A 24,794-nucleotide genomic window follows, 5' to 3' on the forward strand; every position below is an offset into this window, starting at 1 on the left:
CGTATTGAACATGACTACAATCCACAATGGAGATGATGGAATTGGCAAAGAAAGACGAGCACCTAAGAAAGCCCGAATGGCTTAAGATCAAGCTGAATACAAATGAAAACTATACGGGCTTAAAAAAATTAATGCGGGAAAACAACCTCCATACGGTCTGTGAAGAGGCGAAATGCCCGAACATCCACGAATGCTGGGCCGTCAGACGTACCGCAACCTTTATGATTCTCGGATCTGTCTGTACGAGAGCCTGCCGCTTCTGTGCGGTGAAGACGGGGCTGCCGACAGAACTTGACTTGAATGAGCCGGAAAGAGTCGCGGATTCTGTGAGCATCATGAATCTGAAACACGCGGTCATTACAGCCGTTGCCCGTGACGATTTAAAAGACGGAGGAGCAGGGGTATTCGCTGAAACCGTACGCGCCGTCCGGAGAAAAAGCCCGTTTACAACAATCGAAGTTCTCCCGTCTGATATGGGCGGAGACTATCATAATTTGAAAACGCTGATGGATACGCGTCCGGATATTTTAAACCATAATATTGAGACGGTCCGCCGCCTGACGCCGAGAGTCCGTGCGAGAGCTACATACGAAAGATCATTGGAATTTTTGCGCCGCGCCAAAGAGATGCAGCCGGACATCCCGACGAAATCCAGCATCATGATCGGCCTCGGCGAAACAAAAGAAGAAATCATCGAAACAATGGACGACCTTCTTGCGAACAACGTCGACATCATGGCAATCGGCCAGTATCTACAGCCGTCCAAAAAACATATTAAAGTACAGAAATATTACCATCCTGACGAGTTTGCCGAACTGAAAGAAATCGCCATGGAAAAAGGCTTCAGCCACTGTGAAGCAGGGCCGCTCGTCCGCTCTTCATACCATGCCGATGAACAGGTGAATGAAGCGTCTAAAAAACGCCAGGCACAGGCATAACATTGGATGAAAAAACGCCAGCCGTTTGCGCTGGCGTTTTTCTTATTTTCAGGTCAGGATTCGGTCGCTTTTCCTTTTCCGTCAAGGCCGTTTTCATCTGTACCTGTCGTTGTTTTGCCTTGCGGTGATTTTTGCATTTCCTTAATCGTATCGGCCATCAGCTGATCAACGTTTCTTGAATTGGCTCCAAGCCGGCTGAAGTTGGCGACGGATTGCATCATATCCGGATCATCGGAAATATAGATGTGGTAATACCTCGGAATGACTGATGCCGCCGTCTTTTTAACTTGGTCAGCCGTCTGTTCGCGCTGCCCGGAGTCCGTTTTGTACACGACAAGCGCTTCTTCGTCTGTCACAAGTGCTGAGGCATCTTGAATATTGGGAAGCTGAACCGTTAAACTAGATATAATATGCGCCATTTCTTCCCGATCAATTTGAGGCGCCTGCATTTCTTCCTTGTTTGCGACTGGAGTTGCCTGATGGCGCGCATATCCGAATCTGCCTTTCCGGTTGTCATTTCTGAACTTTTCATGATATTGAGGGTTCTTGTCTGCAACGTGAACGGTATTTCCGTCTTCGTCATATATATTGTGTTCGGTATCATTTAAGGCTGTCTGGCATCCTGCTAAAGGCACCGCCAGCAGCCCTGCTAAAAGAATTTTTTTATTCATTCTGCTTTTCCTCCTCATTTATAGCTTTTCCAACGGGGAGGATTTATTCTTAGCAATTGATGGCGGCACGGGTTTGAATTATCATATAAAAGAGGTGAAAAGAATGATTGTCGTTCAGAACGCTGCATTTGAAGTCGTCAAAGATGTGAAAAACGGTTTTAACGAAGAAGCGTTTAAAGCCAGATACTCCGACATTTTAAATAAATATGATTACATCGTCGGGGATTGGGGATACAGCCAGCTGAGGCTGAAAGGCTTTTTTGACGATCAAAATCAAAAGGCCACATTTGATACGAAGATCAGCACGCTTGATGAATATATTTACGAGTACTGTAATTTCGGATGTGCCTACTTTGTTTTAAAACGTCTGCGAAAATAAGCGATCATAAAAGGGGATGCTCTGATGATGTATTTTGTCGATCGACACAAAATCGAAAACACGCTGAACTTCCTGGAAGAGGAGCTGTGGCTTTATCAAACACAGGAGGAATGGACTTCCGACGTCGAAAAAAAAGCGCTCGAACGAATCGGCCACACGCTGATCGAATGTATATTGGATATAGGGAACGATATGATTGACGGCTTTATTATGAGAGATCCTGGAAGCTATGACGACATTATGGATATACTGACCGATGAAAAGGTTGTCAGCCAAGCGGAAGGCGACAGTTTGAAACATTTGATCGCCTATCGGAAGACATTGGTTCAAGACTACTTGAATGTCAACCATGAAGAATTGGACATGCTGCTCAGCAGGCATGCGGAAACGCTTGAGAAATTTCCGGCGCGGATCCGCGATTATTTAAACCATGAGCTCGGTCCGGTATCCGCATTCAAACCGCACTAAACAAAACTGGAGTGTACAACATGAAAACATACAAAGGATACTTAATTGATCTGGATGGAACAATGTACAAAGGGACGGAAAAAATCGAAGAAGCATGCGAATTCGTAAGGAAGCTGAAAGAACGGAGCATCCCGTATCTGTTCGTCACTAACAACTCGTCGCGCACGCCGAAGCAAGTGGCGGACAAGCTTGTTTCATTTGATATTCCGGCCGAAGAGAGCCAGGTATTCACAACCAGCATGGCGACCGCCAATTTTATCGCCGAACAAAAACCGGATGCTTCCGTATATGTGATCGGTGAGGAAGGTATCCGCCAGGCCATTGAGGAAAAAGGACTGGCATTCGGCGAAGAAGACGCCGACTTCGTCGTCGTCGGTATCGACCGCGGCATTACATACGAAAAGCTAGCCGTCGGTTGCCTTGCCATCCGCAACGGCGCTACATTCATCTCGACTAACGGCGATATCGCTATTCCTACAGAAAGAGGACTATTGCCGGGCAATGGTTCTCTCACGTCAGTATTAACCGTTTCTACGCAGACAGAGCCTATTTTTATCGGCAAGCCGGAGCCGATCATCATGGAGCAGGCGATGAAGGTGCTCGGCACAAATATCAGTGAAACGCTGATGGTCGGTGACAATTATGATACGGATATTATGGCGGGAATGAATTCCGGGATGGACACGCTTCTCGTTCATACGGGCGTGACCAAAAAAGAACACCTTGAAGCCTACCAGGAAAAGCCGACATATGTGATTGATTCTTTAACAGACTGGATGGATCGCATCTAAACCGCAAAAAAACACTTGTCTTTTAAGGACAAGTGTTTTTTAATGGCTTATTCCGCATCTTTTGCTCGATGCGCCAGTCTGCTGGATGCGGCTGCCGCAATCGCTCCGACGATATCATCCAAAAACGTGTGGCATTCGCCTGTTGATTTATCGTTTAAACGTGCGAGCACTCCCGGTTTGATTTTATCGATATATCCATAGTTTGTATAACCGATTGATCCATACAAATTCACAATGGAGAAGGATAAGATTTCATCGACGCCGTACAAGCTTTCATCTGTCTCGATTAAGGTTTGGAGCGGTTCCATGAGCTTTCTTTGCTCACCAAGTATATCCAATTGAATCCCTGTGATCACGGCGTTTTGAACTTCGCGTTTTTTCATGACCCGGTTGACATTCTCTTCACATTTTTCTTTTGTCAAGTTTGGATGATATTTCTTTTGTAGTACGTAGACAAGATCAGCAATATCCGAAATCTTGACGCCCCGTTTCTCAAGCCATTCTTTTGCTGCTGTTTCGATTTGATGCATGCTGTTGTTTTCCGGCATCATTTTCACCCAATCTTTTTTTACTTAGTGTATACAAACAACCTTAAAAATGTAACGATTTTAGAACTCTTTTTCCGAATCGATTCATAATCGAATCCCTTCATGATTACGATGTGTAGAAGGAGAAATATTTATCAGGAAGTGATGTCCGTGAAGGAGCTGATCAAAGAAAAATTCGGAATCCATATTCGCGATCTTACTTCATACTTGTCTTATCAGGCTTTTCATACCCCGAATTCGATGTTTTTGATCGTCCCGGTATCCCACTTGAGTCAGGATGAGCTGGCGGAATTGTTTAGTATGAGTCAGTATTTGCAAGAACAGCGCGACCCATACGTTTCATCTTTTATATTGACAAAGGATGGGGAGATGACATTTGAGGACAATGGCGCCTCATATGTGCTGCTTCAAGCTGCTCCCCGCATGACAAACAGCTCCGTTTCATTTGGGGCGGAGCTGGCTGAATTTCATCAGAAGGGAAGAGGATACCCTTATGAGGTAAAAGAAACCTCGCGGATCGGGCAGTGGAAAGAACTTTGGGGGAAACGGCTCGACCAGCTAGAACAATTCTGGATCCAAAAAACGCAGGCAAGACAGCTGCAGCCTTTTGAAAAACATTTTATCGAATCGTTTCCTTATTATCTCGGTTTAACCGAAAACGCGATTCAATATTTGGCCGATACCGAATTGGATGATCAGCCGCAGGCCGCCGACTCCGGGACGATTTGCCAGCAGCGGCTCACCTGCGAGGCTTTAAGGCGCGAGCCGCTTATTAAAATCCCGATGGAATGGGTGTTTGATCATGCGGCCAGGGATCTTGCGGAATATGCCAGAAGCTTGTTTCACGAAAGGAAAAACTTCAATGACATCGCATTGTTTTTTCAGCAATACGAACAAGCCGCGCCGCTTTCCTCATTTTCTAAACGGCTGGTGTACAGCAGGCTTCTGTTTCCGCTTCACTATTTTGAGACGGTTGAAGGGTATTATATTTCTCCTGAATCAGAGCACCATTATTTTGAAAGCAGACTCGACCATTTATTGTCTCGAGCGCCGGCTTATGAGCAATTTCTGAACGGATTTCAAGAAATGGCAGGCATGAGAGCCGCAGGATTTATGAGCATGCCGCCTGTCAATTGGCTGAAAAGGACACCATAGACGCCGCGGTGTTCTTTTCTTCATGTTAACATTTCCGGATTTTTTCGATATGCTTGGTTGGAAGCTACTCTTAGAAAGGAACGAGGCAGCATGGACAAACCGTTTGTATATGTAACGAGAAAATTACCGGAAGAACAGCTTTCTGCGCTAAAAGAAGAAGCCCGTATTGAGATGTGGGAAAAGGAAGAAGAACCGTGCCCGCGCGCCGTTCTGGCGGAAAAAGCAAAAAAGGCGCACGGACTGTTGACGATGCTTTCCGACACAGTTGATGAGGAGCTTTTAAAAGGTGCGCCGCATTTAAAAGTGGTGGCCAATTTGGCGGTGGGCTATGACAACCTCGATGTGGAGGCTGCGAAAAAGCATGGCGTCATCTGCTGCAACACGCCCGGCGTGCTGACAGAGTCAACGGCAGATTTGACGTTTGCTCTGCTGATGGCATCCGCGCGCAGAATCGTCGAGGCAAGCGACTGGATTAGACAAGGCAACTGGACGGGCTGGGGGCCGCTGCTTTTGGCCGGAGCGGATATCCATCATAAAACGATTGGCATCGTCGGGATGGGGAGCATTGGACAAGCCGTCGCCCGGCGGGCGAAAGGCTTTGGCATGGAGATTTTATATCATAACCGCACCCGCAATCCCGAGGCGGAAGCCGAACTGGGCGCATCCTATCTATCCTTTGGCGAACTGCTCGAACAGGCGGATTTTGTGGTATGCCTGACGCCTCTGACTGAGGAAACGAAGCATCTGTTTAACCGCAGCGCATTCAAAAGGATGAAGCGCTCCGCTATTTTTATCAATGTCTCAAGAGGACAGGTTGTGAATGAAGACGATTTATATGAAGCCCTGATCGAAAAAGATATTGCCGGCGCAGGACTCGACGTCTTTGCGGAAGAACCCGTGCAGCAGGATCACCCGCTCGCCAATCTGCCGCAAGTGACCGCGCTGCCTCACATCGGCAGCGCCACTGTCGAAACGAGAGAAGCCATGATGAGGCTTTGTGCGGAAAATATTGCGCTTGTCCTGGGAGGGAAGCCGGCAAAGACCGAGATTTGATGTTTCTTCCGGCCGGCCTGACGGGTCGGAAGATTTTCTCGCGAAAATATTTCTGAATATATAGAATCTTATTATATCAATGTATAAAGCGTTTTCATGATTTGTTTTTCAGCAAATGTCATCTTGTCAAAAAAAGAATCCCCCATTATAATGTTTGTAACTTAAATGTCTGTGTTGTGTTTACAAATGTCCTCAGAGAGAGGACGATAAGAGAGAGAAAGGTGGAATTTCATTGAAGGCGATACGAGTGGGGCTGCTAGGATTAGGAACAGTCGGGAGCGGTGTGGTGAAGATTATTCAGGATCACCAGGATAAGCTGACACACCAAGTCGGATGCCCTGTTACGATTCAAAAAGTTCTTGTAAAAGATAAAGATAAGAAGAGGGATGTCGACCTTTCCAAAGATGTTCTGACGACGGAAGCTTATGATGTCATTCAAGATCCGGAAGTGGATGTCATCATTGAGGTCATCGGGGGAATCGAGGAGACAAGACGCTATTTGCTTGACGCGCTTCAGGCGAAAAAACATGTCGTGACAGCGAATAAAGATTTGATCGCCCTCTATGGATCGGAACTGACGGCTGCCGCGAAAGAAAACGGCTGCGACCTTTATTTTGAAGCGAGCGTCGCCGGCGGGATTCCGATTTTGCGAAGCCTGGAAGACGGGCTGGCTTCAGACCGGATTACGAAAATGATGGGTATCGTCAATGGAACGACCAACTTCATTTTAACGAAGATGAATAAAGAAAACGCGCCTTATGCTGATGTGCTGAAAGAAGCGCAGGAGCTCGGCTTCGCCGAAGCGGACCCGACAGCTGATGTTGAAGGTCTTGATGCGGCGAGAAAGATGGCGATTTTGGCCAGGCTCGGTTTCTCAATGAATGTCGATCTTGACGATGTCAAAGTGAAGGGCATTTCCCAAGTGTCTGATGAAGACATCAATTTCAGCAAACGGCTCGGCTATACGATGAAGCTGATCGGCATCGCCCAGCGCGACGGACAAAAAGTCGAAGTGAGCGTCCAGCCGACATTGTTGCCGGAGCATCATCCGCTGTCTTCCGTCCATAATGAATTCAATGCGGTTTACGTGTATGGCGAGGCCGTCGGGGAAACGATGTTTTACGGGCCTGGCGCAGGAAGCATGCCGACTGCGACCGCCGTCGTATCAGATTTGGTTTCCGTCATGAAAAACATGCGTCTCGGCGTGAACGGCAGCAGCTTTGTCGATCCGCAGTTTGAAAAGAAGATAAAGGCGCCGTCTGAAATCTTCGCCCAGCAGTTTTTAAGAATTCATGTTAAAGATCAGGTCGGTTCGTTTTCAAAAATCACATCGATTTTTTCGGAAAGAGGCGTCAGTTTTGAAAAAATTCTGCAGCTTCCGATTAAAGGCCATGATGACCTGGCTGAGATTGTCATTGTGACACATCATACGTCAGAAGAGGATTTTACGGATATCTTGCAAAAGCTGAATGATCTTGAGGTTGTTGATCAGGTGAAAAGCACTTATCGAGTAGAAGGGAACGGTTGGAGCTAATGTGGAAAGGACTCATCCATCAATATAAAGAATATTTGCCAGTAACGGACAAAACACCGGAATTGACGCTGAACGAAGGAAATACCCCGCTCATTTATCTGCAAAATCTTTCGAAAAAGCTCGGAATCGAGCTTTATGTCAAAACAGAGGGTGTCAATCCTACAGGCTCCTTTAAAGACCGCGGGATGGTCATGGCGGTCGCCAAGGCGAAAGAAGAAGGCAATGATACGATCATGTGCGCTTCGACCGGCAATACGTCAGCTGCTGCTGCGGCTTATGCGGCCCGCGCCAACATGAAGTGCATCGTCATTATTCCGGACGGCAAAATCGCCTTCGGAAAGTTGGCCCAAGCCGTCATGTACGGCGCTAAAATCATTGCGATCGACGGAAACTTCGACGATGCCCTGAAAATGGTGCGCAGCATTTGCGAGAAAGAGCCGATTGCACTCGTCAACTCTGTGAATCCTTACCGGATTGAAGGACAGAAAACCGCTTCCTTTGAAATTTGTGAACAGCTGGGCGAAGCGCCTGACATCCTTGCAATTCCTGTCGGGAATGCCGGAAATATTACGGCTTACTGGAAAGGCTTTAAAGAATATCATGAGAAAAACGGCACAGGCCTGCCGGTCATGAGAGGTTTTCAGGCGGAAGGCGCGGCCCCGATTGTCAAAAACAAAGTAATTGAAAAGCCGGAAACCGTTGCGACAGCGATCAGAATCGGAAATCCGGCAAGCTGGGACAAAGCGGTCAATGCTGCAAAAGAATCGAACGGAAAAATCGATGAAGTGTCAGACGAAGAGATCCTGCACGCTTATCAGCTCCTGGCAAGAGAAGAAGGCGTATTTGCAGAACCGGGATCGTGCGCATCTATTGCCGGCGTACTGAAACAGCTGGAAACGAAAGAGATTCAGCCGGGGGCGAAAGTTGTCGCCGTCTTAACCGGAAACGGCTTGAAAGATCCGAACACAGCCGTTGATGTGTCGCAGATCAAACCTGTCACACTGCCGACAGATGAAGAAGCCATTCTCGAACACTTAAAAGGAGCCGCTCGTGTATGACTGAGGCTGACATGCTGTTTTCCGTTACGGTTCCCGGAAGCACGGCCAATCTGGGCCCGGGCTTTGATTCAGTCGGCATGGCGCTGTCCCGTTATTTGAGACTGTCTGTTTTTCCTCATGATGAGTGGCGTTTTGAGGCTGAAACAGAAGTCGTAGCGGGAATTCCTGAAGGGACGGATAATTTAATTTACCAGGTGGCCAAACGGACCGCTGCACACTTCGGAAAAGACATTCCGCCAAGCCTCGTCAAAGTGTGGAGCGATATTCCGCTGGCGCGCGGTCTCGGCAGCAGCGCAGCCGCAATTGCCGCTGCGATTGAGCTGGCGAACGAACTTGCCGATTTAAAACTCTCTGACCGCGAGAAACTCCATTTTGCAAGCCTTGAAGAAGGCCATCCTGACAATGCCGGAGCATCGCTTTTCGGCGGGCTTGTCATCGGACTTCATGAAGAAGATGAAACAGAGATGGTTTCGATGAAAGACATCGATTTGGATGTCGTTGTCGTCATTCCTTTTTATGAAGTGCTGACAAAAGATGCGCGGGATGTTCTTCCCGAAAGCCTCTCTTATCCGAAAGCGGTGGAAGCAAGCGCGGTCAGCAATATGCTCGTCGCCGGACTGATGGCGAAAGATTGGAAGCTTGTCGGCCGCATGATGCAAAAAGACCTCTTTCATCAGCCTTACCGAAGGGCGCTCGTCCCTGAGCTTTCTAAAGTGGAGCATGAAGCAGGCAAAAACGGCGCGTTTGGGACCGCTTTAAGCGGAGCAGGACCGACGATCCTTTCCTTTATTGAAAAAGGAAAGGGAGACGCGCTGAGAGATCAGCTTGCTTCTAAGTTTCCACATTGTGAAGTGGACTGCCTTCATGTCCCGGATACAGGCATTATCGTTGAAAGAAAATCAGTAAACAGTGTTTAACGAAAAAAGAGCTTTTTCGGCTCTTTTTTTGTTTGCCTTCAAAACAAGGATTTTTATTTAGAAAGTCGAAATAGTATGACAAACATATAGAGGAGGAGAAACGAACATGAAGCAGCTGATAACCGAAAAAGACCTCATCAAGCTTGTATCCATTACCGACCCGCAGTACTCGCCTGACGGTGCAAAAATCGCCTACGTGCAAACAAAAGTAAACGAAAAACAGGACTCTTATGATTCGCATATCATGGTCTACGACCGCAAACAACAAGCGTCAGTACAATGGACGTTTGGAAAAGGAAGAAACCAGCATCCGCGCTGGTCGCCCGACGGCAAATCCCTTGCATTTACGTCTAATCGCGAGGAAACCACACAACTTTACGTAATAAGCGCCGCCGGAGGAGAAGCGAGAAAAGTGACCGATATTCCCTATGATGTATCACAGCCTGAATGGTCGCCTGACGGCAAGTCATTGCTTTGTTCAGTGAGGCTGACGAAAGAGGAAAGCGTCGACGATGAGAAAAAGACGGAGATTGAAGATCACGAACCGCTGGAAGTCGATTCTTTGTCGTATAAATTAGACGGCCAAGGGTTTAAAAGGGGAAAGTATACGCAGCTTGTCCTCGTTCAAGTGGAAACCGGGGAGATAAAACAGCTGACCGATCTAGAACGCGACCATTTCAGCCACGCATTTTCACCGTGCGGAGGCAGGATTGCATTTTGTGCCAATCAGACGGATATGCGTGTGAACGATGTCTATTTGATGAACCTTTCGACAGGTGATTTGAAGCGCCTTACAGGTCAAAACGGCGTTTTTTCTTCACTATCGTTTTCTCCTGACGGCAAACACCTTGCATTCATCGGAAACGAAAAGGAATTTCAAAACGCCACGCTTGATAAAGCATGGCTGTATAATATCGAAACAGGAAAACTAACGTGTTTGACGGAAATGCTTGATGTCCATCTCAGCGATGCAGTAGCAGGGGACAGCCTTGTCGGAGGCGTTCTTCCGAAACCGGCCTGGACCAAAGACGGAAACGGCTTTTATGTCATTGGATCTGACAAAGGTTCGACAGGCATTTACTACATATCAATCGAAGGTCTTGCTTATCCGGTCCGGTTGGAAAAAGAGCATCTGAACGGATTCAGCCTGCATCCGGATGAAAAAAGTTTTGCGGCATCGATAGCCCTGCCTGTCCGGCCGAGCGAACTTTACCATCTCCCATTGGGGGAAGAAACAGCGGAGCGATTAACAGATGCCAACCAAGCGTTTACGGAAGAGCATATCATATCGGAACCGGAGGAGCTTCAATTTCAGACAGCGGACGGTTTGACAATTCACGGTTGGCTGATAAAGCCTGCTCAATATGAAAAAGGAAACACGTATCCGCTCATTCTGGAAGTGCACGGCGGTCCTCACGCCATGTATGCGAATGCTTATTTTCACGAATTTCAAGTGCTGGCCGCAAAGGGAAGCGCCGTTGTATATGTCAATCCGCGGGGAAGCCACGGCTACGGACAGGATTTTGTCAACCGGGTGAGAGGCGACTACGGCGGGGGAGATTTTAAAGATGTAATGGCAGCTGTTGACCACGCGCTGGGACAATATGATTTCATCGATCAAGAAAGGCTCGGAATCACAGGAGGAAGCTACGGCGGCTTTATGACAAACTGGGCTGTCGGCCACACGAATCGCTTTAAGGCCGCGGTGACGCAGAGGTCCATTTCCAATTGGATCAGTTTTTACGGGGTAAGCGACATCGGCTATTTTTTCACAGACTGGCAGATCGGAGCGGACCTTTTTGAAAATCCCGGCAAACTGTGGGAGCATTCGCCGCTCAAATATGCGGACAAGGTGGAGACTCCTCTTCTCATCCTCCATGGCGAACGGGACGACAGGTGCCCGATTGAACAGGCGGAGCAGCTGTTTACGGCATTGAAAAAAATGGGGAAAGAAGTGAAATTCGTCAGATTCCCGAATGCGTCGCACGATTTATCAAGAAGCGGGCATCCGAAGCAGCGGATCAGACGGCTTGAGTATATTGCCGGCTGGTTTGAAGCGTATTTATAAAAAAGAAAAGGCTGCCGTAATGTACGGCAGCCTTCTCAAATTAAAATACTTGTTCAACTTCAATGACGCCCGGAACTTCTTCTAAAAGGGCGCGCTCAATTCCAGCTTTAAGGGTGATCGTGGAACTTGGGCAGCTTCCGCATGCGCCGAGCAGGCGAAGCTTGACGATGCCGTCTTCAACATCGACGAGTTCACAGTCACCGCCGTCGCGGAGTAGAAATGGACGAAGTTTGTCCAGCACTTCCTGTACTTGTTCTTTCATTTCGACCTCTGTCGTCATTCGTATCGCTCCTTTCAAATCATACAACCATTATATTCAGTCGAACAATAAAAAGCTATTGTTTGGTTTCAATCGTTTTCCCACATATTATATCATATTTGCCGGCAAAGATAAAAAGCGATTTTCATTTCAATATGGAGCGAAAGGACAAAATAGAATAAAATAAAAGACAAAGAGAAAGGAGCTGCCGCTGATGAAAAAACAAGCCGAGCTTTTTGTTTACGGTGCCGACGTTCTTTGTCCAAGCTGTGTCAACCTTCCGTCATCAAAAGAAACGTATGAGTGGCTCGAAGCCGCCCTGAAAAGAAAATATCCCGACCAGCCTTTCTCGATCACGTACATTGATATCCATCAGCCGCCGGAAAACGATCCTGAAAAACAGGAAATCTCCGAAAAAATCCTGAACGACGAATATTTTTATCCGCTCGTCATGGTCGGTGATCAAGTGGTCGGCGAAGGAAATCCGAAGCTGAAAGACGTGTATAAAGAAATGGAAAAGCAAGGTTATAAGCCTGCATGATAAACAGCAAGGGACAGATATGTCCCTTGCTGTTTTATTTTTTATGATTGTACTTTTCTTAAAGCGGACAGACTAACTACCAGCCGAATCGTCAATAAGGAGGGATAGCCAGCATGTCCAGCATTGAGGGTCAAATCATGTCAGGCGATTTTGATGACGAAATGAATGTTTTTTCGTTAAAGAAAATCAAGCAGTTTCAAACGCAGACCAGCTTGAAAGAAAACCAGCTCAGGGCTTTGCAGCAGTATTTAAGGCAGCATGAGCATGACGAGGGAGGACAGATCATCACCCTTTACGATCAAATGCTTGTCCCTTTATCGCAAGACGATATTAAAGCCTTGCTGCATGACTTAACAAAAGTCCAGTCATTATATCATTAATGAAAAGCCCTTTTCCCATTTATACTCGTTTTCCGGCTCTAATGTCATCCGTCATTCCGGGATAAGGGGCTTTTGAAATCAGATCTTCATTATCGATTCCGGCATTTTCAATGAATGTGATATCGGCGAATTCCGGTACGACATATTTTGGATACGTCTCATATTTTTCGCGCGATTCTTCCATTAAGTCGATGTGGTCATTTTGATAGCAGACTGTGATATCAGGGCGTTCATGAACCCATTTAGGGAAGAAGATGATGCCGTGCATCCGCTTTTCATTGGGCATGAAATTCAAGGAAACGTCAGTCCCTGTCGGTTCTGTCCATGATACTTTATAGACGCCTTCAGTCAGCTTGACGATATCGGCTTTTTGATCGCGAACCCAGCGTCCCCCGACCATTCCGCTGTGAATGCGGTAATCAATGGTACGGTCATTTTTAATGTAGATTTCATATTCCCATCCGTTTTCATACGTATAGATCATATGGCTTCCGACAAACTCTTTGACATCTTGATTCATATGAACCGCTCCTTATTTGTTTATTGTAAAATCGAACATGTTGATATTTACATATATGATTATAAAATGTCATCAAAAACAATGTCAAACGAAAATACTTTCTGAGAGATTTGCAACAATACAGAAAATGGTTACGGTTGATGTCAGAATTTTGAGTTATTTTAGGAAATTAAGCCAATATTTAGAAAAGTGATTGTCAAAAAATAAGCGATTCTGTAAAATGAAAAACAACCCATAAAAAGGAAGAGGCATGGGAGGAAAGGAAGGATAAACGATTGAAGACAAAAATTGCTTATGAGGAAGTCGCGGGAATGCTTAATCAATGGTATGTCATGATCAAGCGCCATGAAGTGGCACAAGCGGTCTCGATTAAATACGACATTGAGCACCGGCTGCCGAATATGGAAGAAAATCAAGATCTGCTTCTTTATTTTAATCTTTTAGACTATCGGCACAAACTGCTGACAGAAGAGTTTGCAGCTTCCACCAAATTGTTCGAAGATATTCAGGAGCAAAAAGCAGATATGCAAAGCACAGATGACATGATCGAATATTATTATTTCTTTTTCGCAGGCATGTACGAATTTCATAAAAAGGATTATACAAATGCCATCAATTATTATAAACTAGCCGAAGAAAAGCTCAGAACAATCCCCGATCAAATCGAAATCGCCGAATTCCATTACAAACTGGCTATCGCCTACTATCAAATCAAACAGAATTTCCTCTCCTTAAACCATGCAAAAACAGCTCTAAAAACCTTCAAAACACATGATGACTATATTCAAAAAGCGATCAGCAACGATATGCTGATCGGAGCAAATAAACTCGATTTATTTCGTTTTGATGAAGCCGAACAGCATTACAAGCAAGCCCTAAAAGACGCGGCACTGATCAAGCACCACGTTCTCCTCGGTATGGCTCACCACAACTTAGGATTGAGCTATGTCAATCGCAATCTCCTCACCTTGGCCGAACATCATTTCAAAGAAGCGCTGCTTATCAAAGAGCATGAAGAATCGGTTTACGGCATCCACTCCATGTTTGAACTGACACATGTGCTATACAAATCAAATGTTGTCAAAGAAGCCCGCAAATTGTATGAAAAAGGATTTTTCCGTGCGGAAAAAGCAGGAGAAAGGGAATATTTGTCGAAATTTAAACTTATTCATGCTCTGTATGATGAACAGGATCCACTTACGGTTGAACATGCTTTAGAATATCTTAAAACGATCAATCTCTGGACAGATGTAGCGGAATTAACATTTGATATCGCACTTTACTATAAAGAAAATGGAGATGCAGACAAAGCTGCCGAATATTTTGAAGAATCTCATCATGCAAGAGACCAAATTCTTAAAAGAACGGAGGAGCTAAAGTGAAAAAGATGATTGCCGTTGCGTTGACTGCCGTCTTTGCCAGCCTTGTCGTTTTAAGTTTTTCGTCTCAGCCGAAGGGAAATGCCGAGTTTGCCGGTCGCGCCATTTTTCTTGACGATAAGCCGGCCCAGCTGATGGCGGGCAGAGCGATTTTTCTCGACAGCTTTGATGGTAAAGCGCCTGCAGCTTTGCAAAAGACTGCATAACCTGATTTGTTGCCGTACAAGCTGTTAAACTGGCGCCGAAGGCGGCGCCCTTTTTTTATGCAGCAATGAGAGACAAGGAGTCAGAACATGATACATATTCAAAATAAATCCGATACAGCTGTTATCGTGCTGCACGAAATATACGGGATTAACCGGCACATGCACGATGTTTGCCAATTGATAGCTGAGCAGGGCTTTGATGTTATTTGCCCCAATTTGTTAAATCGGAATCAGCCGTTTGAATACGCTGAAGAAAAAGCGGCTTATCTTTTTTTTATGGAAAACGTCGGTTTCCCCGGTGTTTTGCGCAAAATAAATACAATCATATCCAAGCTGGATCGTCAATATCGTAAGATCATCTTACTCGGGTTCAGCGTCGGAGCAACCGCTGCCTGGCTTTGCAGCGAAGATGAGCGTGTCAATGGGATCGCCGGATACTACGGCTCCCGGATAAGAGACTATCTGAACATATCGCCTTCATGTCCGGCACTGCTTTTTTTTCCGGAAAAAGAGCAGTCCTTTGACGTTGCCGCGTGTATATCCCAATTGGAATCAAAGAATGTCAAAACGGTGAAGCTGAAGGGAGAGCATGGATTTAGCGACCCGTATTCCGTAAAATACAACCGGCAGTCCTCGCAAATTGCTTATGAAACGATGATGGAGTTTTTAATAGCTTTATAAAAAGTGGACAGGCATGGAAACGCTATAATAGGTATGACGCTCAATTCAAGAAAGCTCGCCGATGACAAGGGGGCTTTTTTGAGTAGAATCTTATCTGGGGGAATTCGAATGAAACTGTTCCAAGGATAGACTTATTACAAAGGGTTCATTTGCGAAACAAAGTTCTAGCATCATTTTAATTTTAGGAGGGAGCAACATGGAAGCTTTTGCAGAATATTTAGAAGGAATTGATCACCCGGAACATCGAGCCCGGATGGAGGAAGTGTTGAATTGGACAGCGGAGACATTTCCAAATTTAACGCCGAAAATCGCCTGGAATCAGCCTATGTTTACCGATCACGGCACTTTTATTATCGGTTTCAGCACAGCGAAACATCACCTGGCTGTTGCCCCTGAAAGCGCGGGAATTGATCGTTTTTCTGAAGAAATCGTGCAGGCCGGCTATGATCATACGAAGCAGCTTGTCCGTTTCCCGTGGGATCGTCCGCTTGATTTCTCATTACTTAAAAAAATGATCGAGTTTAATCTTGCGGATAAGGCGGACTGTTCAACTTTTTGGCGGAAATAAAAAAACGCAAAAATAAGGGCGTACTCTCATTGAAGGCGAGAGAGCGCCCTAATTAAAAAACGCTAAGGTTTCGAGCAATCTTATCCGTTATGATGCTTATACATCCAAAGCAAGCCCGATTTCAGCAGGCGAGGCACTCTGCCGATCAACGGCCGTTCGGCAACTAAACCGAAGCCGGCTTTTTTGCCGAGTGAACCGAGCACGCCTTTCAGCTTGAATTTCGGCATCGCTTCAGGAAGAGGTTCGCCTTTCCAGCGCAGTTCAAGCACTTGGACGATTTGTTCCGCCTGAGCTTCGGCCAGCTGTGCGCTCGGCGCGTGAGGCAGGCTTGCGCAGTCGCCGACAACATACACGTGTTCGTCTCCCGGCAGGTTATGGTGCGGCGTCAGGACGACGCGCCCTTGCGGATCTTTTTCCACATCGAGATCCCGAACGATTTGGTTCGGCTGTATCCCCGCTGTCCAGACGATGGCGTCAGCTTGTATCGGATCGTCATGATTGTAGACGATGCCTTCTTCCACCTTTGTGATGTTGGCGCAATTGATAATCTTGACGCCGTGCTCTTCAAACCAGCTTTGAACATATTTGCTCAAACGCTTCGGGAAGCTCGACAAAATTAATTCTCCACGGTCAAAAAGGACGATGTTCAAATCTTTTCGGCTTTCTCTCAGCTCGCTCGCAAGCTCAACGCCGCTCAGTCCTGCCCCGACGATCGCAACGGTGGCTTCCGCATTTAAGTTGTTGAGCGCCTGATAAGTGCTGCGTGATTGATCAATTGTTTGAATGCTGTAGGTATGTTCAGGCGCACCGGGAACGTTGTGATATTTATCTTCACAGCCGAGCCCGATGACGGCGTCATCATAAGATATCGGCTCCCTGTCATGAAACAAAACTTTTTTCCCTTCCAAATCAACAGACGAAATCGTCCCGTATTCAATCTTTAACTTCGGGTGATCCGGGAAGGACACTCTGATATGATGATCGGAAATCGTCCCCGCAGCCAGTGCGTAGTACTCCGTTTTCAAACAATGGTAAGGGTTTCTGTCGATTAAAGTGATCATCACATCATCTGGCAGCTGGTTAGGCAGCAAACGATGAATGATCCGCATATTTCCGTACCCGCCGCCGAGCAAGACTAAATTTCTCATTGGTAATTCCCCTTTTCCCCTCAGATTAAGAAACTAACCTTTTTCATTGCAAAATTAAAAAACTATGTAAATACCCTCTAGAATTATATCTAATTTGATGTAAAATCACAATATTTCTCGGGAAAATAACCTACATATCCGCCTTGAATCGATAATTAGTAAAACCCTTTAAGGTATTAATATGTTACAAAAGCTTTATTCCTCAGCCTTAAACTTTGACTATTGAAACGTAAATAGGGTACGATAAAAAAGCAATGTGAGGTGAAATAAAGTGTTTCCAATCGTTGAGTTTTGCGTCAGCAATCTTGCCCAAGGTTCTCAGGAAGCAAAAGAAATATTGGAGAAAGATCCGAATCTGGACGTCGTCGAATACGGCTGCCTGAGTTACTGCGGACAATGCATGCAGACCATGTATGCTCTTGTAAACGGAGAAATGGTGACAGCGAATAATCCGGCTGAATTGGTCGAAAATATATACAAGTTCATTGATGAAAATGAACTTATTTAAAAACGGGGTCATCTTGGTGATCTCGTTTTTTCATGCAAAGCCTTCGTTTGAAAGGGTTTACATAAAAAGAGAAAAAATTCTTAAAAATTTTTGTGGACAGGCCAATCATTAATTGTTATCTTAATAAAAGTTTAAAAAATAATAAGAGGTGTGGTCATGAACATTTTATGGGGACTTCTTGGTATTCTGGCGATTTTCGCGATTGCTTTTCTGCTTTCTGAGCACAAGAGTAAAATTAACATAAGAACGATTTTAATCGGTTTGGCGATGCAGCTCCTGTTCGGATTCATCGTTCTCAAATGGGAAATGGGGCGGGAAGTGTTTCTTTCGTTTACGAAAGCCGTTCAGCATCTCGTCAATTATGCGAATGAAGGAATCAGCTTTCTCTTCGGGCCTCTCTTGCAAGTAGGCGACAGCGCTGCCTTCGCTTTAAGCGTTCTTCCTGTTATCATCTTCTTTTCATCGCTGATTGCGGTTCTTTACCACTTACGGATCATGCAAGTCATCATCCGCTTTATCGGCGGCGGATTGGCAAAACTGCTCGGAACAAGCAAAACGGAATCTCTTTCTGCAGCTGCCAATATCTTTGTCGGACAAACTGAGGCGCCGCTTGTGATTAAGCCGTTTATTGCAAACTTAACAAAGTCGGAGCTGTTTGCCGTTATGACAGGCGGACTCGCATCAGTGGCCGGTTCTGTTTTGTTCGGTTACGCCCTTCTTGGGGTTCCTCTCGAATATTTGCTTGCAGCGAGCTTTATGGCTGCACCTGCGGGCTTGATTATGGCAAAAATGCTTATTCCCGAAACTGAAAAATCGAAAATTGAAGAAAAAGATATTCAAATGGCTGAAGACGAAGACGCAGCAAATGTCATCGATGCCGCTGCAAAAGGGGCATCAACAGGTCTTTCTCTTGCTTTGAATGTCGGTGCGATGCTCCTTGCATTTGTTGCTTTGATTGCCGTTTTAAACGGAATTCTTGGAGGAATCGGTGGATGGTTCGGTTTTAAAGACCTTTCGCTTGAATTCATTCTCGGCTATGTATTTGCACCTCTCGCCTTTGTCATCGGCGTCCCTTGGGATGAAGCAGTTCAGGCCGGAAGCTTTATCGGTCAAAAGCTCGTACTGAATGAATTTGTCGCTTATTCCAATTTTGCTCCGATGTTTGATCAGCTTTCCGTCAAAACCGCTTCGATTATCAGCTTTGCGCTGTGCGGTTTCGCAAACCTGTCTTCTGTGGCGATTTTGCTCGGAGGATTGGGAGGAATGGCGCCGAACCGCCGTTCCGATATCGCCCGTCTCGGCTTGAAAGCCGTTGCTGCCGGAACATTGGCCAACCTTACAAGCGCGGCGATCGCCGGTATGTTTATCGGATAACATGATAAAAGCTCCCTGCAAATGAACGCAGGGAGCTTTTATGTATGAAAAACGGGGGATAGCCATATTGTATCCATCCCTTTCAGCTTTTATACTAGAAGAAAGTAAAAAATGTGGAGGCGGCTATGAATTCTTTTCGTTTTACTAAAATGCACGGCTTAGGAAACAGCTATATATACGTCAATCAGTTTGAAGAACATCTCCCTGAGGAGCTGTTGTCAGATTTGGCCGTCAAAGTGTCTTCCGTTTACACCGGAATCGGTTCAGACGGAATGATACTCATCTGTCCTTCAGATCAAGCGCCGGTTAAAATGAGGATTTTCAACAGCGACGGATCTGAAGGCAAAAACTGCGGAAACGGTTTGCGCTGCGTTGCAAAATACGCGTATGAACATAAACTGGTGAAGGAAACATCCTTTTTAATTGAAACTCTTTCAGGCTTGGTAAAGGCTGAGATTGAAGTGAAGGAAGGAAAAGTTGTATCGGCTACAGTCGATATGGGTGAACCGCGCCTTCTCAAATCAGATATGCCAATGCTCGGTGAACAGGGGTCGGAGACGATCAATGAAAAGATGATATTCGGCGGCCGGGAAATGAAAGGTACCGCTGTATCCATGGGCAATCCCCACATCGTCTTTTATTTAGACGATATTGAAAAAGCGCCGCTTACGTCGATGGGACCGCTCATTGAAAAAGATGAAAGGTTTCCGGAAGGGGTTAACGTAGAATTTGTTGAAGTCGAAAACGACAAAGAACTCCATTTCCGTGTATGGGAAAGGGGTTCAGGAATTACCCAGGCATGCGGAACGGGCGCCTGCGCAGCCGCAGTGAGTTCGATACTCAACGGCTATTCCAAACGGGACACGGACATTACCGTCCATCTCGCCGGCGGTGATTTGATCATTAATTGGAAAAATGACGGACGCGTCATGATGACAGGACCCGCTGAAACGGTATGTGAAGGCGAGTTTTTTATATCATGAGTCGGTCCGTTTGAGAAATCGGACGTGCGACTTTATAATAAAGTACACATGAGCTTTTAGGAGGTGTGATGTTATGAGCGAAAAAACAGTTACGGTCACGGAAGCGGCTGCTCTTCATATCAAGGATATGATGAAAGAGCATGAAGAGGAGAACGCATTCTTGAGAATCGGAGTAAAAGGCGGCGGATGCAGCGGTCTGTCATACGGCATGGGTTTTGAACACGAAAAAAACGAAGACGACAATGAATTCGTCCAGCATGGAATCACAGTGCTTGTAGATCAAGAAAGCCTGGATATTATGAACGGTACGGTCATTGATTTTAAACAATCGATGATGGGCGGAGGCTTCACCATCGATAATCCAAACGCCATCGCTTCATGCGGCTGCGGATCATCATTCAGAACCGCAGTGAATGCAGGGAAGCCTGAAGAGTGCTGACATATTGGCATCAGGTCAACGATATGGAATGAGAAAAACGCCTTTCATTGCGATGCATCATCGTGACGAAAAGGCGTTTTATTATGATCTGGGGGGAAAGAAATGAAACTCGTATCAACGCTCGGCTTGTCAAAAGCGGACGTTACCGCGTTTTTTCATAAGCATTGGGGAAGTCCGGACATGGTCAATTCACACGGAACATTCCGCTGCGATGAATTGGAAGGATTCGCTGTGACAGATGAAAAAGGCGATATAAAAGGCCTGATTACGTACTTCATCGCCGGAAACGAATGTGAAGTCGTCTCCTTGGACAGTATTGCCGAAAACAAAGGGATCGGCTCACTCCTTTTAAACGAAGTGGAACGTGCTGCAAAGCGAAAACAGTGTCAATCGATTAAACTGATCACGACGAACGATAATATGCGGGCGTTTATGTTTTATCAAAAGAGAGGCTATACAATGGCCGAGCTGTATGTAAACGCAGTTGAAGAAGCAAGAAAAGTAAAGCCTGAAATTCCCTTTGCCGCTGATAACGGCATACCGATTCGGGATGAGATTCTTTTGGTAAAAGATTTAACATAATCTGTTTTCCGCATCGCTCGGGAAATGCCGGAAGGAAGCAATGCAGCCACCCCGCTCAAGTGCTGAGCAAGGTTTTTGCAACGGGGCTTCCGGAACAATCGTGTTTATTTCTGGTTAAAGATTCGGTTGAGATTGCTCGTGTTGTTGGTGATTGAGGTGATATAGCGGCTTCCGCTTACCATTTCCTTGTTGCACAGAGGGCATAGAGGGCGATCGCTGCTCGTGAAATTTTTTCTCATCCATCCGTTGCAGTCCTCAGCGGTACATTCCCACGTACTGATATCTTCCTTTGGCAAAGGCTCTTGATTGCGATTGTTGTAGTAAGACATATCGTCACTTCCTAACAAGGGTTTTTTGGAGTTCATTTAAGAATATTTTGTGAATCTTAAGACATTCTATTCGTCAATTTGTTATTCTATACTGGACAGGTTTATTTAGAGTCCAAGCCCAGTAAAGAAAAGGGGTTCAACCATGGAAAAAATCAACTGCAGAAGCTGCGGCGGGCTTACGCCTTACGATTCAAAAGTCTGTGAAGCATGCGGCTGCGAAAAACCGCTTCCAAAAGCACAGAAAATTACGGACCGGATTGTCTTGACTGCGGCGGGAGTGGTCGGTATCTTAACGATTGTGCTGATTTTGGGAACGATCTTCTCATATTTGAATATCATATAATGAAAAGGAGCCGGTGTCAGGCTCCTTTTCATTTTTATTTGTTTTCAAACATGCTTGTAGAGTGCAGCGGCTGCACGCGCGCTTTAGGATCCATGTAAGCTTTTGCATTGTTGACAGCGGTCGGTGCTTCTCCAAATCCGCTGGCAATCAGCTTGACTTTTCCTTCGTATGTGCAGATGTCGCCGGCTGCATAGAATCCCTCGATGTTCGTTTCCATTGTGGACTTGACGACGATCGAATTTTTCTCGATTTCAAGCCCCCAGTTTTTGATTGGTCCGAGAGATGAAACAAAGCCGAAGTTGACGATCACATCGTCGACTTCGATGATTTCTTTTCTCTCGCCTTTCACTTCCTCGATGACGATCTGTTCAATCCGCTCGGCGCCGATCAGTTCGGTCGGAACAAACGGTGTCAGCACATTGACTTTTGAATTGTGCAGGTTTTCGACGCTGTGTTCATGTGCGCGGAATTTATCGCGGCGATGAATAATTGACACCTCTTTAGCGATCGGTTCCAGCATGAGCGCCCAGTCGACGGCGGAGTCGCCGCCGCCCAACACCGCAACGCGTTTGCCCGCAAATTGATTCAGATCATCTATAAAGTAATGAAGGTTTGCATTCTCGTATTGTGCCGCAGATTCAAGCTCGAGCTTTCTCGGCTGGAATGCTCCGTTTCCGGCTGTAATAATCACCGTTTTAGAATAGTGGATTTCTTTGTTGGTGACGAGCTTGAAAATGCCGTCTGCTTGTTTTTCAACGCTTTCGACGGCTTGTTCCAGACAAACGGTCTGATCAAATTTCGCCATTTGCTCTTTTAAATTGTCGACCAGCTCCTGAGCGCGGATTTTAGGGAACCCGGCTACATCGTATATGTATTTTTCGGGATACAAAGCGGACAGCTGACCGCCTAGCTGCGGCAGGCTTTCGATAATTTTGACGCTCGCTTGCCGCATTCCGCCGTAAAATGCGGTAAACAAGCCGACAGGGCCGCCCCCGATAATTGTAATGTCATATACTTTTGAGTCTTCACGCATGAAAATAATGCCCCCTAAATGAAAATTGTTCTTAATTATATCATATCACATAAAATAAATACGAGCGCGTCTGTTTTTTTAAGATCGGAAAATATTACCGTCTGATCTAAAGTCTGCCGCCCGAGCATATTTAACCTTGAAAAAGCAAAAGCGAGCGGCTATGATGTAGTTGTGAACATTTTGTTAAAGATTCGTGAATATTTTTCGACGCACAGCCGAAAAACATTCCGTTGTTCGGCAAATTAAAGTGAAGGGTTTCACAAACTTTTTTTCATAAAAAGCCTGAAGCCGGCAGAAGATAACCCAAAGGCTATTTTTAATCCGGCTTAGCAGTAAAATACAGAAAAGGTGGATGTGATTCCGTTGAATAAGCCAAAAGTAGTAGTATTAGGTGCAGGTTATGGTGGATTAATGACCGTTACGAGACTTGTTAAAAAAATCGGCGTCAATGAAGCGGATGTTACGCTTGTCAACAAGCACAATTATCATTATGAGACAACCTGGATGCACGAAGCGAGCGCAGGTACACTTCATCATGACAGATGCCGCTATCAGATTAAAGACGTCATCAATACATCCCGTGTCAATTTCGTTCAGGATACGGTAAAGAAAATCGATAAAGAAGGAAAGAAAGTCGTCCTTGAAACCGGCGAGCTTAGTTACGACTATCTTGTCGTAGCGCTGGGGGCCGTCCCTGAAACTTTCGGAATTTCTGGATTGAAAGAGTATGCTTTCTCCATTTCAAACATCAACTCGTCCCGGCAGCTTCGCGAGCACATTGAATATCAGTTTGCGACGTATAACACAGAAGCCGAGAAGCGCCCGGAACGCCTGACGATCGTTGTCGGAGGAGCGGGTTTTACCGGCATTGAATTTTTGGGCGAATTGGGCAACCGCATTCCTGAGCTGTGCCGCGAATACGATATCGATCGCCAGCAGGTTCGTTTAATATGCGTGGAAGCCGCGCCGTCCGTTCTCCCGGGCTTTGATCCTGAGCTTGTCGATTATGCGGTCAACTACCTTGAAGGAAAAGGCGTTGAATTCAAAATCGGCACGGCTGTGAAAGAATGCACGCCTGACGGAATCATCTGTGGAAAAGACGATCAGACCGAAGAAATCAAAGCAGGCACTGTCGTATGGGCCGCAGGTGTCCGCGGCAACCCGATCATAGAAGAATCAGGCTTTGAAAACATGCGCGGCCGTGTGAAGGTAAAACCTGATCTGCGTGTTGAAGGCCATGATGATATATTTGTTATCGGAGACTGCTCGCTGATCATAAATGAAGAAACCGAAAGGCCTTATCCGCCGACTGCGCAGATTTCCATGCAGCAGGGCGAAACGTGCGCAAACAATTTGGCCGCACTGATTCACGGCAAAGAAACGGAAACGTTCTCATTCGATAATAAAGGCTCTGTCGCTTCTCTCGGCGAACATGATGCAATCGGCGTCGCATTCGGGAGAAAGATGACGGGAACGACGGCGTCCATGATGAAAAAAATCATCGACAACCGCTCGCTGTTCCTGATCGGCGGGCCGGGACTTGTTCTGAAAAAAGGCAAGTTTAAATTTTTCTAAGCGGAATCGAAGCCTGCAGCGGAAGCTGCGGGCTTTTTATTCGGGGTTAAAAACTTCAAAAACGAAAGAAAAAGGAAGAAAGCTTAGCTTTTAAGCGCTTACATCAAATGATCTGTTATATTTTCTGACTTTATTATTGACAATGTTCATGATATATTATCAGAAAATTAAGAAAAAGGTGAGTAACTAATGAAGACGACATCAACCCATCGCCTTGAATCAACCTGTCCATTTTGTTCGGGAAAAGGCTATTTTCAGCTTCTGCTCGGTGGTTCGGAAACGTGCAACAACTGCAAGGGAACGGGAAAAGACCGCTGATCGCCGCTTTCCAATGATTGACTCAAGTTCCTTCCCCAATGTACACTA

The 24,794-nt window shown here is 45.9% G+C and carries 30 protein-coding genes and 1 pseudogene; 24 read left to right on the forward strand and 7 right to left on the reverse strand.

Annotated features, from left to right (window positions below; translation table 11 throughout):
- Positions 1-26 precede the first annotated feature (26 nt).
- Complete coding sequence (lipA, locus tag KI350_RS11420; RefSeq protein WP_256163556.1) at positions 27-938, forward strand: lipoyl synthase; 912 nt, start codon at positions 27-29, stop codon at positions 936-938.
- Positions 939-991: 53 nt separating this feature from the next.
- Here lipA and KI350_RS11425 read toward each other — a convergent pair whose 3' ends face one another.
- Positions 992-1,609 (reverse strand): YhcN/YlaJ family sporulation lipoprotein, encoded by a 618-nt coding sequence (locus KI350_RS11425; protein WP_020452845.1) that lies wholly within the window; start codon positions 1,607-1,609, stop codon positions 992-994.
- Positions 1,610-1,712: 103 nt separating this feature from the next.
- Between KI350_RS11425 and KI350_RS11430 the strand changes: the two genes are divergently transcribed.
- From KI350_RS11430 to KI350_RS11440, 3 genes are read left to right on the forward strand one after another with little or no spacing between them, the layout of a single operon-like run.
- Complete coding sequence (locus KI350_RS11430; protein WP_003184977.1) at positions 1,713-1,988, forward strand: YutD family protein; 276 nt, start codon at positions 1,713-1,715, stop codon at positions 1,986-1,988.
- Positions 1,989-2,015: 27 nt separating this feature from the next.
- On the forward strand, positions 2,016-2,456 hold the full coding sequence (locus KI350_RS11435) for a DUF86 domain-containing protein (protein WP_223254850.1): 441 nt from the start codon (positions 2,016-2,018) through the stop codon (positions 2,454-2,456).
- Positions 2,457-2,476: 20 nt separating this feature from the next.
- Entirely contained in the window at positions 2,477-3,247 is a 771-nt protein-coding gene (locus tag KI350_RS11440) for a TIGR01457 family HAD-type hydrolase (RefSeq protein WP_020452843.1), read from the forward strand.
- Between the two features lie 47 nt (positions 3,248-3,294).
- Here the strand turns inward: KI350_RS11440 and KI350_RS11445 are convergent, their stop codons facing one another.
- A complete protein-coding gene (locus KI350_RS11445; protein WP_065643719.1) occupies positions 3,295-3,795 on the reverse strand; it encodes a phosphatidylglycerophosphatase A family protein in 501 nt (166 codons plus the stop codon).
- A gap of 144 nt (positions 3,796-3,939) precedes the next feature.
- Here KI350_RS11445 and yutH point away from each other — a divergent pair, with 144 nt between their 5' ends.
- From yutH to KI350_RS11475, 6 genes are all read left to right on the forward strand, one after another.
- On the forward strand, positions 3,940-4,950 hold the full coding sequence (gene yutH, locus KI350_RS11450; RefSeq protein ID WP_031305043.1) for a spore coat putative kinase YutH: 1,011 nt from the start codon (positions 3,940-3,942) through the stop codon (positions 4,948-4,950).
- A gap of 90 nt (positions 4,951-5,040) precedes the next feature.
- Positions 5,041-6,003, forward strand: coding sequence for a 2-hydroxyacid dehydrogenase (locus tag KI350_RS11455; protein WP_023856187.1), 963 nt, complete (start codon positions 5,041-5,043; stop codon positions 6,001-6,003).
- Positions 6,004-6,235: 232 nt separating this feature from the next.
- The gene (locus tag KI350_RS11460) at positions 6,236-7,537 is read left to right on the forward strand and encodes a homoserine dehydrogenase (protein ID WP_020452839.1); all 1,302 of its coding nucleotides are present in this window, start codon (positions 6,236-6,238) and stop codon (positions 7,535-7,537) included.
- Complete coding sequence (gene thrC / locus KI350_RS11465) at positions 7,537-8,595, forward strand: threonine synthase (protein ID WP_023856186.1); 1,059 nt, start codon at positions 7,537-7,539, stop codon at positions 8,593-8,595. The genes KI350_RS11460 and thrC overlap by 1 nt, the downstream gene beginning before the upstream one ends.
- Entirely contained in the window at positions 8,592-9,512 is a 921-nt protein-coding gene (thrB, locus tag KI350_RS11470; RefSeq protein ID WP_023856185.1) for a homoserine kinase, read from the forward strand. The genes thrC and thrB overlap by 4 nt, the downstream gene beginning before the upstream one ends.
- A 106-nt stretch (positions 9,513-9,618) precedes the next feature.
- Entirely contained in the window at positions 9,619-11,580 is a 1,962-nt protein-coding gene (locus tag KI350_RS11475; protein WP_065643718.1) for a S9 family peptidase, read from the forward strand.
- A gap of 40 nt (positions 11,581-11,620) precedes the next feature.
- Here the strand turns inward: KI350_RS11475 and KI350_RS11480 are convergent.
- Positions 11,621-11,919: pseudogene (locus KI350_RS11480) on the reverse strand (NifU family protein).
- A gap of 134 nt (positions 11,920-12,053) precedes the next feature.
- Between KI350_RS11480 and KI350_RS11485 the strand changes: the two are divergent.
- Together KI350_RS11485 and KI350_RS11490 are read left to right on the forward strand one after the other, a co-directional pair.
- Positions 12,054-12,380, forward strand: a complete 327-nt coding sequence (locus KI350_RS11485; RefSeq protein ID WP_003184955.1) for a YuzD family protein — start codon at positions 12,054-12,056, stop codon at positions 12,378-12,380.
- 113 nt (positions 12,381-12,493) lie between these two features.
- Entirely contained in the window at positions 12,494-12,760 is a 267-nt protein-coding gene (locus tag KI350_RS11490) for a hypothetical protein (RefSeq protein WP_023856183.1), read from the forward strand.
- Positions 12,761-12,779: 19 nt separating this feature from the next.
- On the opposite strand, the gene KI350_RS11495 is transcribed toward KI350_RS11490, so the two are convergent.
- Positions 12,780-13,280, reverse strand: coding sequence for a phenolic acid decarboxylase (locus tag KI350_RS11495; protein ID WP_020452834.1), 501 nt, complete (start codon positions 13,278-13,280; stop codon positions 12,780-12,782).
- A 275-nt stretch (positions 13,281-13,555) separates the two neighbouring features.
- On the opposite strand from KI350_RS11495, the gene KI350_RS11500 reads away from it, so the two are divergent.
- The 4 genes from KI350_RS11500 (at position 13,556) to KI350_RS11515 (ending at position 16,114) form a co-directional block, all read left to right on the forward strand.
- Positions 13,556-14,662 carry a Rap family tetratricopeptide repeat protein gene (locus KI350_RS11500; RefSeq protein ID WP_020452833.1) on the forward strand — a complete coding sequence of 369 codons (1,107 nt, stop codon included), beginning with the start codon at positions 13,556-13,558 and terminating at the stop codon, positions 14,660-14,662.
- 5 nt (positions 14,663-14,667) lie between these two features.
- Positions 14,668-14,865 (forward strand): hypothetical protein, encoded by a 198-nt coding sequence (locus KI350_RS11505; RefSeq protein WP_154495611.1) that lies wholly within the window; start codon positions 14,668-14,670, stop codon positions 14,863-14,865.
- Positions 14,866-14,952: 87 nt separating this feature from the next.
- Positions 14,953-15,546 carry a dienelactone hydrolase family protein gene (locus KI350_RS11510; RefSeq protein ID WP_065643717.1) on the forward strand — a complete coding sequence of 198 codons (594 nt, stop codon included), beginning with the start codon at positions 14,953-14,955 and terminating at the stop codon, positions 15,544-15,546.
- A 196-nt stretch (positions 15,547-15,742) separates the two neighbouring features.
- Positions 15,743-16,114: an iron chaperone gene (locus KI350_RS11515; protein ID WP_048350786.1), complete on the forward strand. Its 372-nt coding sequence runs from the start codon at positions 15,743-15,745 to the stop codon at positions 16,112-16,114.
- A gap of 80 nt (positions 16,115-16,194) precedes the next feature.
- On the opposite strand, the gene KI350_RS11520 is transcribed toward KI350_RS11515, so the two are convergent.
- Positions 16,195-17,262 (reverse strand): NAD(P)/FAD-dependent oxidoreductase, encoded by a 1,068-nt coding sequence (locus KI350_RS11520; RefSeq protein WP_025809781.1) that lies wholly within the window; start codon positions 17,260-17,262, stop codon positions 16,195-16,197.
- 271 nt (positions 17,263-17,533) lie between these two features.
- On the opposite strand from KI350_RS11520, the gene KI350_RS11525 reads away from it, so the two are divergent.
- The 5 genes from KI350_RS11525 (at position 17,534) to KI350_RS11545 (ending at position 21,148) form a co-directional block, all read left to right on the forward strand.
- Positions 17,534-17,770, forward strand: a complete 237-nt coding sequence (locus KI350_RS11525; RefSeq protein ID WP_003184941.1) for a YuzB family protein — start codon at positions 17,534-17,536, stop codon at positions 17,768-17,770.
- A gap of 156 nt (positions 17,771-17,926) precedes the next feature.
- Positions 17,927-19,144 (forward strand): NupC/NupG family nucleoside CNT transporter, encoded by a 1,218-nt coding sequence (locus KI350_RS11530; protein ID WP_020452827.1) that lies wholly within the window; start codon positions 17,927-17,929, stop codon positions 19,142-19,144.
- Positions 19,145-19,269: 125 nt separating this feature from the next.
- Complete coding sequence (dapF, locus tag KI350_RS11535) at positions 19,270-20,127, forward strand: diaminopimelate epimerase (protein ID WP_025809778.1); 858 nt, start codon at positions 19,270-19,272, stop codon at positions 20,125-20,127.
- Between the two features lie 73 nt (positions 20,128-20,200).
- A complete protein-coding gene (locus tag KI350_RS11540) occupies positions 20,201-20,566 on the forward strand; it encodes a HesB/IscA family protein (protein ID WP_020452825.1) in 366 nt (121 codons plus the stop codon).
- A 102-nt stretch (positions 20,567-20,668) separates the two neighbouring features.
- Positions 20,669-21,148 carry a GNAT family N-acetyltransferase gene (locus KI350_RS11545; RefSeq protein ID WP_020452824.1) on the forward strand — a complete coding sequence of 160 codons (480 nt, stop codon included), beginning with the start codon at positions 20,669-20,671 and terminating at the stop codon, positions 21,146-21,148.
- Between the two features lie 104 nt (positions 21,149-21,252).
- On the opposite strand, the gene KI350_RS11550 is transcribed toward KI350_RS11545, so the two are convergent.
- Positions 21,253-21,477: a cold-shock protein gene (locus KI350_RS11550; protein WP_020452823.1), complete on the reverse strand. Its 225-nt coding sequence runs from the start codon at positions 21,475-21,477 to the stop codon at positions 21,253-21,255.
- 142 nt (positions 21,478-21,619) lie between these two features.
- On the opposite strand from KI350_RS11550, the gene KI350_RS11555 reads away from it, so the two are divergent.
- Positions 21,620-21,820, forward strand: coding sequence for a hypothetical protein (locus KI350_RS11555; RefSeq protein ID WP_020452822.1), 201 nt, complete (start codon positions 21,620-21,622; stop codon positions 21,818-21,820).
- A gap of 34 nt (positions 21,821-21,854) precedes the next feature.
- Here KI350_RS11555 and yumC read toward each other — a convergent pair whose 3' ends face one another.
- Entirely contained in the window at positions 21,855-22,853 is a 999-nt protein-coding gene (yumC, locus tag KI350_RS11560) for a ferredoxin--NADP reductase 2 (RefSeq protein ID WP_020452821.1), read from the reverse strand.
- 357 nt (positions 22,854-23,210) lie between these two features.
- Between yumC and KI350_RS11565 the strand changes: the two genes are divergently transcribed.
- Positions 23,211-24,428, forward strand: coding sequence for an NAD(P)/FAD-dependent oxidoreductase (locus KI350_RS11565; protein ID WP_026580067.1), 1,218 nt, complete (start codon positions 23,211-23,213; stop codon positions 24,426-24,428).
- Between the two features lie 189 nt (positions 24,429-24,617).
- Positions 24,618-24,746, forward strand: coding sequence for a YuiA family protein (locus tag KI350_RS11570; RefSeq protein ID WP_023856176.1), 129 nt, complete (start codon positions 24,618-24,620; stop codon positions 24,744-24,746).
- Positions 24,747-24,794 lie beyond the last annotated feature (48 nt).

This window comes from Bacillus sp. J41TS8, assembly GCF_018333035.1.
GTDB lineage: Bacteria > Bacillota > Bacilli > Bacillales > Bacillaceae > Bacillus > Bacillus paralicheniformis.

What these genes read in the sequence shown, in the direction of transcription:
- lipA (WP_256163556.1), top strand. Translation starts at nt 27, where the DNA reads ATGGAGATGATGGAATTGGCAAAGAAAGACGAGCACCTAAGAAAGCCC.
- KI350_RS11425 (WP_020452845.1), bottom strand. Translation starts at nt 1,609, where the DNA reads ATGAATAAAAAAATTCTTTTAGCAGGGCTGCTGGCGGTGCCTTTAGCA.
- KI350_RS11430 (WP_003184977.1), top strand. Translation starts at nt 1,713, where the DNA reads ATGATTGTCGTTCAGAACGCTGCATTTGAAGTCGTCAAAGATGTGAAA.
- KI350_RS11435 (WP_223254850.1), top strand. Translation starts at nt 2,016, where the DNA reads ATGTATTTTGTCGATCGACACAAAATCGAAAACACGCTGAACTTCCTG.
- KI350_RS11440 (WP_020452843.1), top strand. Translation starts at nt 2,477, where the DNA reads ATGAAAACATACAAAGGATACTTAATTGATCTGGATGGAACAATGTAC.
- KI350_RS11445 (WP_065643719.1), bottom strand. Translation starts at nt 3,795, where the DNA reads ATGCCGGAAAACAACAGCATGCATCAAATCGAAACAGCAGCAAAAGAA.
- yutH (WP_031305043.1), top strand. Translation starts at nt 3,940, where the DNA reads ATGTCCGTGAAGGAGCTGATCAAAGAAAAATTCGGAATCCATATTCGC.
- KI350_RS11455 (WP_023856187.1), top strand. Translation starts at nt 5,041, where the DNA reads ATGGACAAACCGTTTGTATATGTAACGAGAAAATTACCGGAAGAACAG.
- thrC (WP_023856186.1), top strand. Translation starts at nt 7,537, where the DNA reads ATGTGGAAAGGACTCATCCATCAATATAAAGAATATTTGCCAGTAACG.
- thrB (WP_023856185.1), top strand. Translation starts at nt 8,592, where the DNA reads ATGACTGAGGCTGACATGCTGTTTTCCGTTACGGTTCCCGGAAGCACG.
- KI350_RS11475 (WP_065643718.1), top strand. Translation starts at nt 9,619, where the DNA reads ATGAAGCAGCTGATAACCGAAAAAGACCTCATCAAGCTTGTATCCATT.
- KI350_RS11485 (WP_003184955.1), top strand. Translation starts at nt 12,054, where the DNA reads ATGAAAAAACAAGCCGAGCTTTTTGTTTACGGTGCCGACGTTCTTTGT.
- KI350_RS11490 (WP_023856183.1), top strand. Translation starts at nt 12,494, where the DNA reads ATGTCCAGCATTGAGGGTCAAATCATGTCAGGCGATTTTGATGACGAA.
- KI350_RS11495 (WP_020452834.1), bottom strand. Translation starts at nt 13,280, where the DNA reads ATGAATCAAGATGTCAAAGAGTTTGTCGGAAGCCATATGATCTATACG.
- KI350_RS11505 (WP_154495611.1), top strand. Translation starts at nt 14,668, where the DNA reads ATGATTGCCGTTGCGTTGACTGCCGTCTTTGCCAGCCTTGTCGTTTTA.
- KI350_RS11510 (WP_065643717.1), top strand. Translation starts at nt 14,953, where the DNA reads ATGATACATATTCAAAATAAATCCGATACAGCTGTTATCGTGCTGCAC.
- KI350_RS11515 (WP_048350786.1), top strand. Translation starts at nt 15,743, where the DNA reads ATGGAAGCTTTTGCAGAATATTTAGAAGGAATTGATCACCCGGAACAT.
- KI350_RS11520 (WP_025809781.1), bottom strand. Translation starts at nt 17,262, where the DNA reads ATGAGAAATTTAGTCTTGCTCGGCGGCGGGTACGGAAATATGCGGATC.
- KI350_RS11530 (WP_020452827.1), top strand. Translation starts at nt 17,927, where the DNA reads ATGAACATTTTATGGGGACTTCTTGGTATTCTGGCGATTTTCGCGATT.
- dapF (WP_025809778.1), top strand. Translation starts at nt 19,270, where the DNA reads ATGAATTCTTTTCGTTTTACTAAAATGCACGGCTTAGGAAACAGCTAT.
- KI350_RS11540 (WP_020452825.1), top strand. Translation starts at nt 20,201, where the DNA reads ATGAGCGAAAAAACAGTTACGGTCACGGAAGCGGCTGCTCTTCATATC.
- KI350_RS11545 (WP_020452824.1), top strand. Translation starts at nt 20,669, where the DNA reads ATGAAACTCGTATCAACGCTCGGCTTGTCAAAAGCGGACGTTACCGCG.
- KI350_RS11550 (WP_020452823.1), bottom strand. Translation starts at nt 21,477, where the DNA reads ATGTCTTACTACAACAATCGCAATCAAGAGCCTTTGCCAAAGGAAGAT.
- KI350_RS11555 (WP_020452822.1), top strand. Translation starts at nt 21,620, where the DNA reads ATGGAAAAAATCAACTGCAGAAGCTGCGGCGGGCTTACGCCTTACGAT.
- yumC (WP_020452821.1), bottom strand. Translation starts at nt 22,853, where the DNA reads ATGCGTGAAGACTCAAAAGTATATGACATTACAATTATCGGGGGCGGC.
- KI350_RS11570 (WP_023856176.1), top strand. Translation starts at nt 24,618, where the DNA reads ATGAAGACGACATCAACCCATCGCCTTGAATCAACCTGTCCATTTTGT.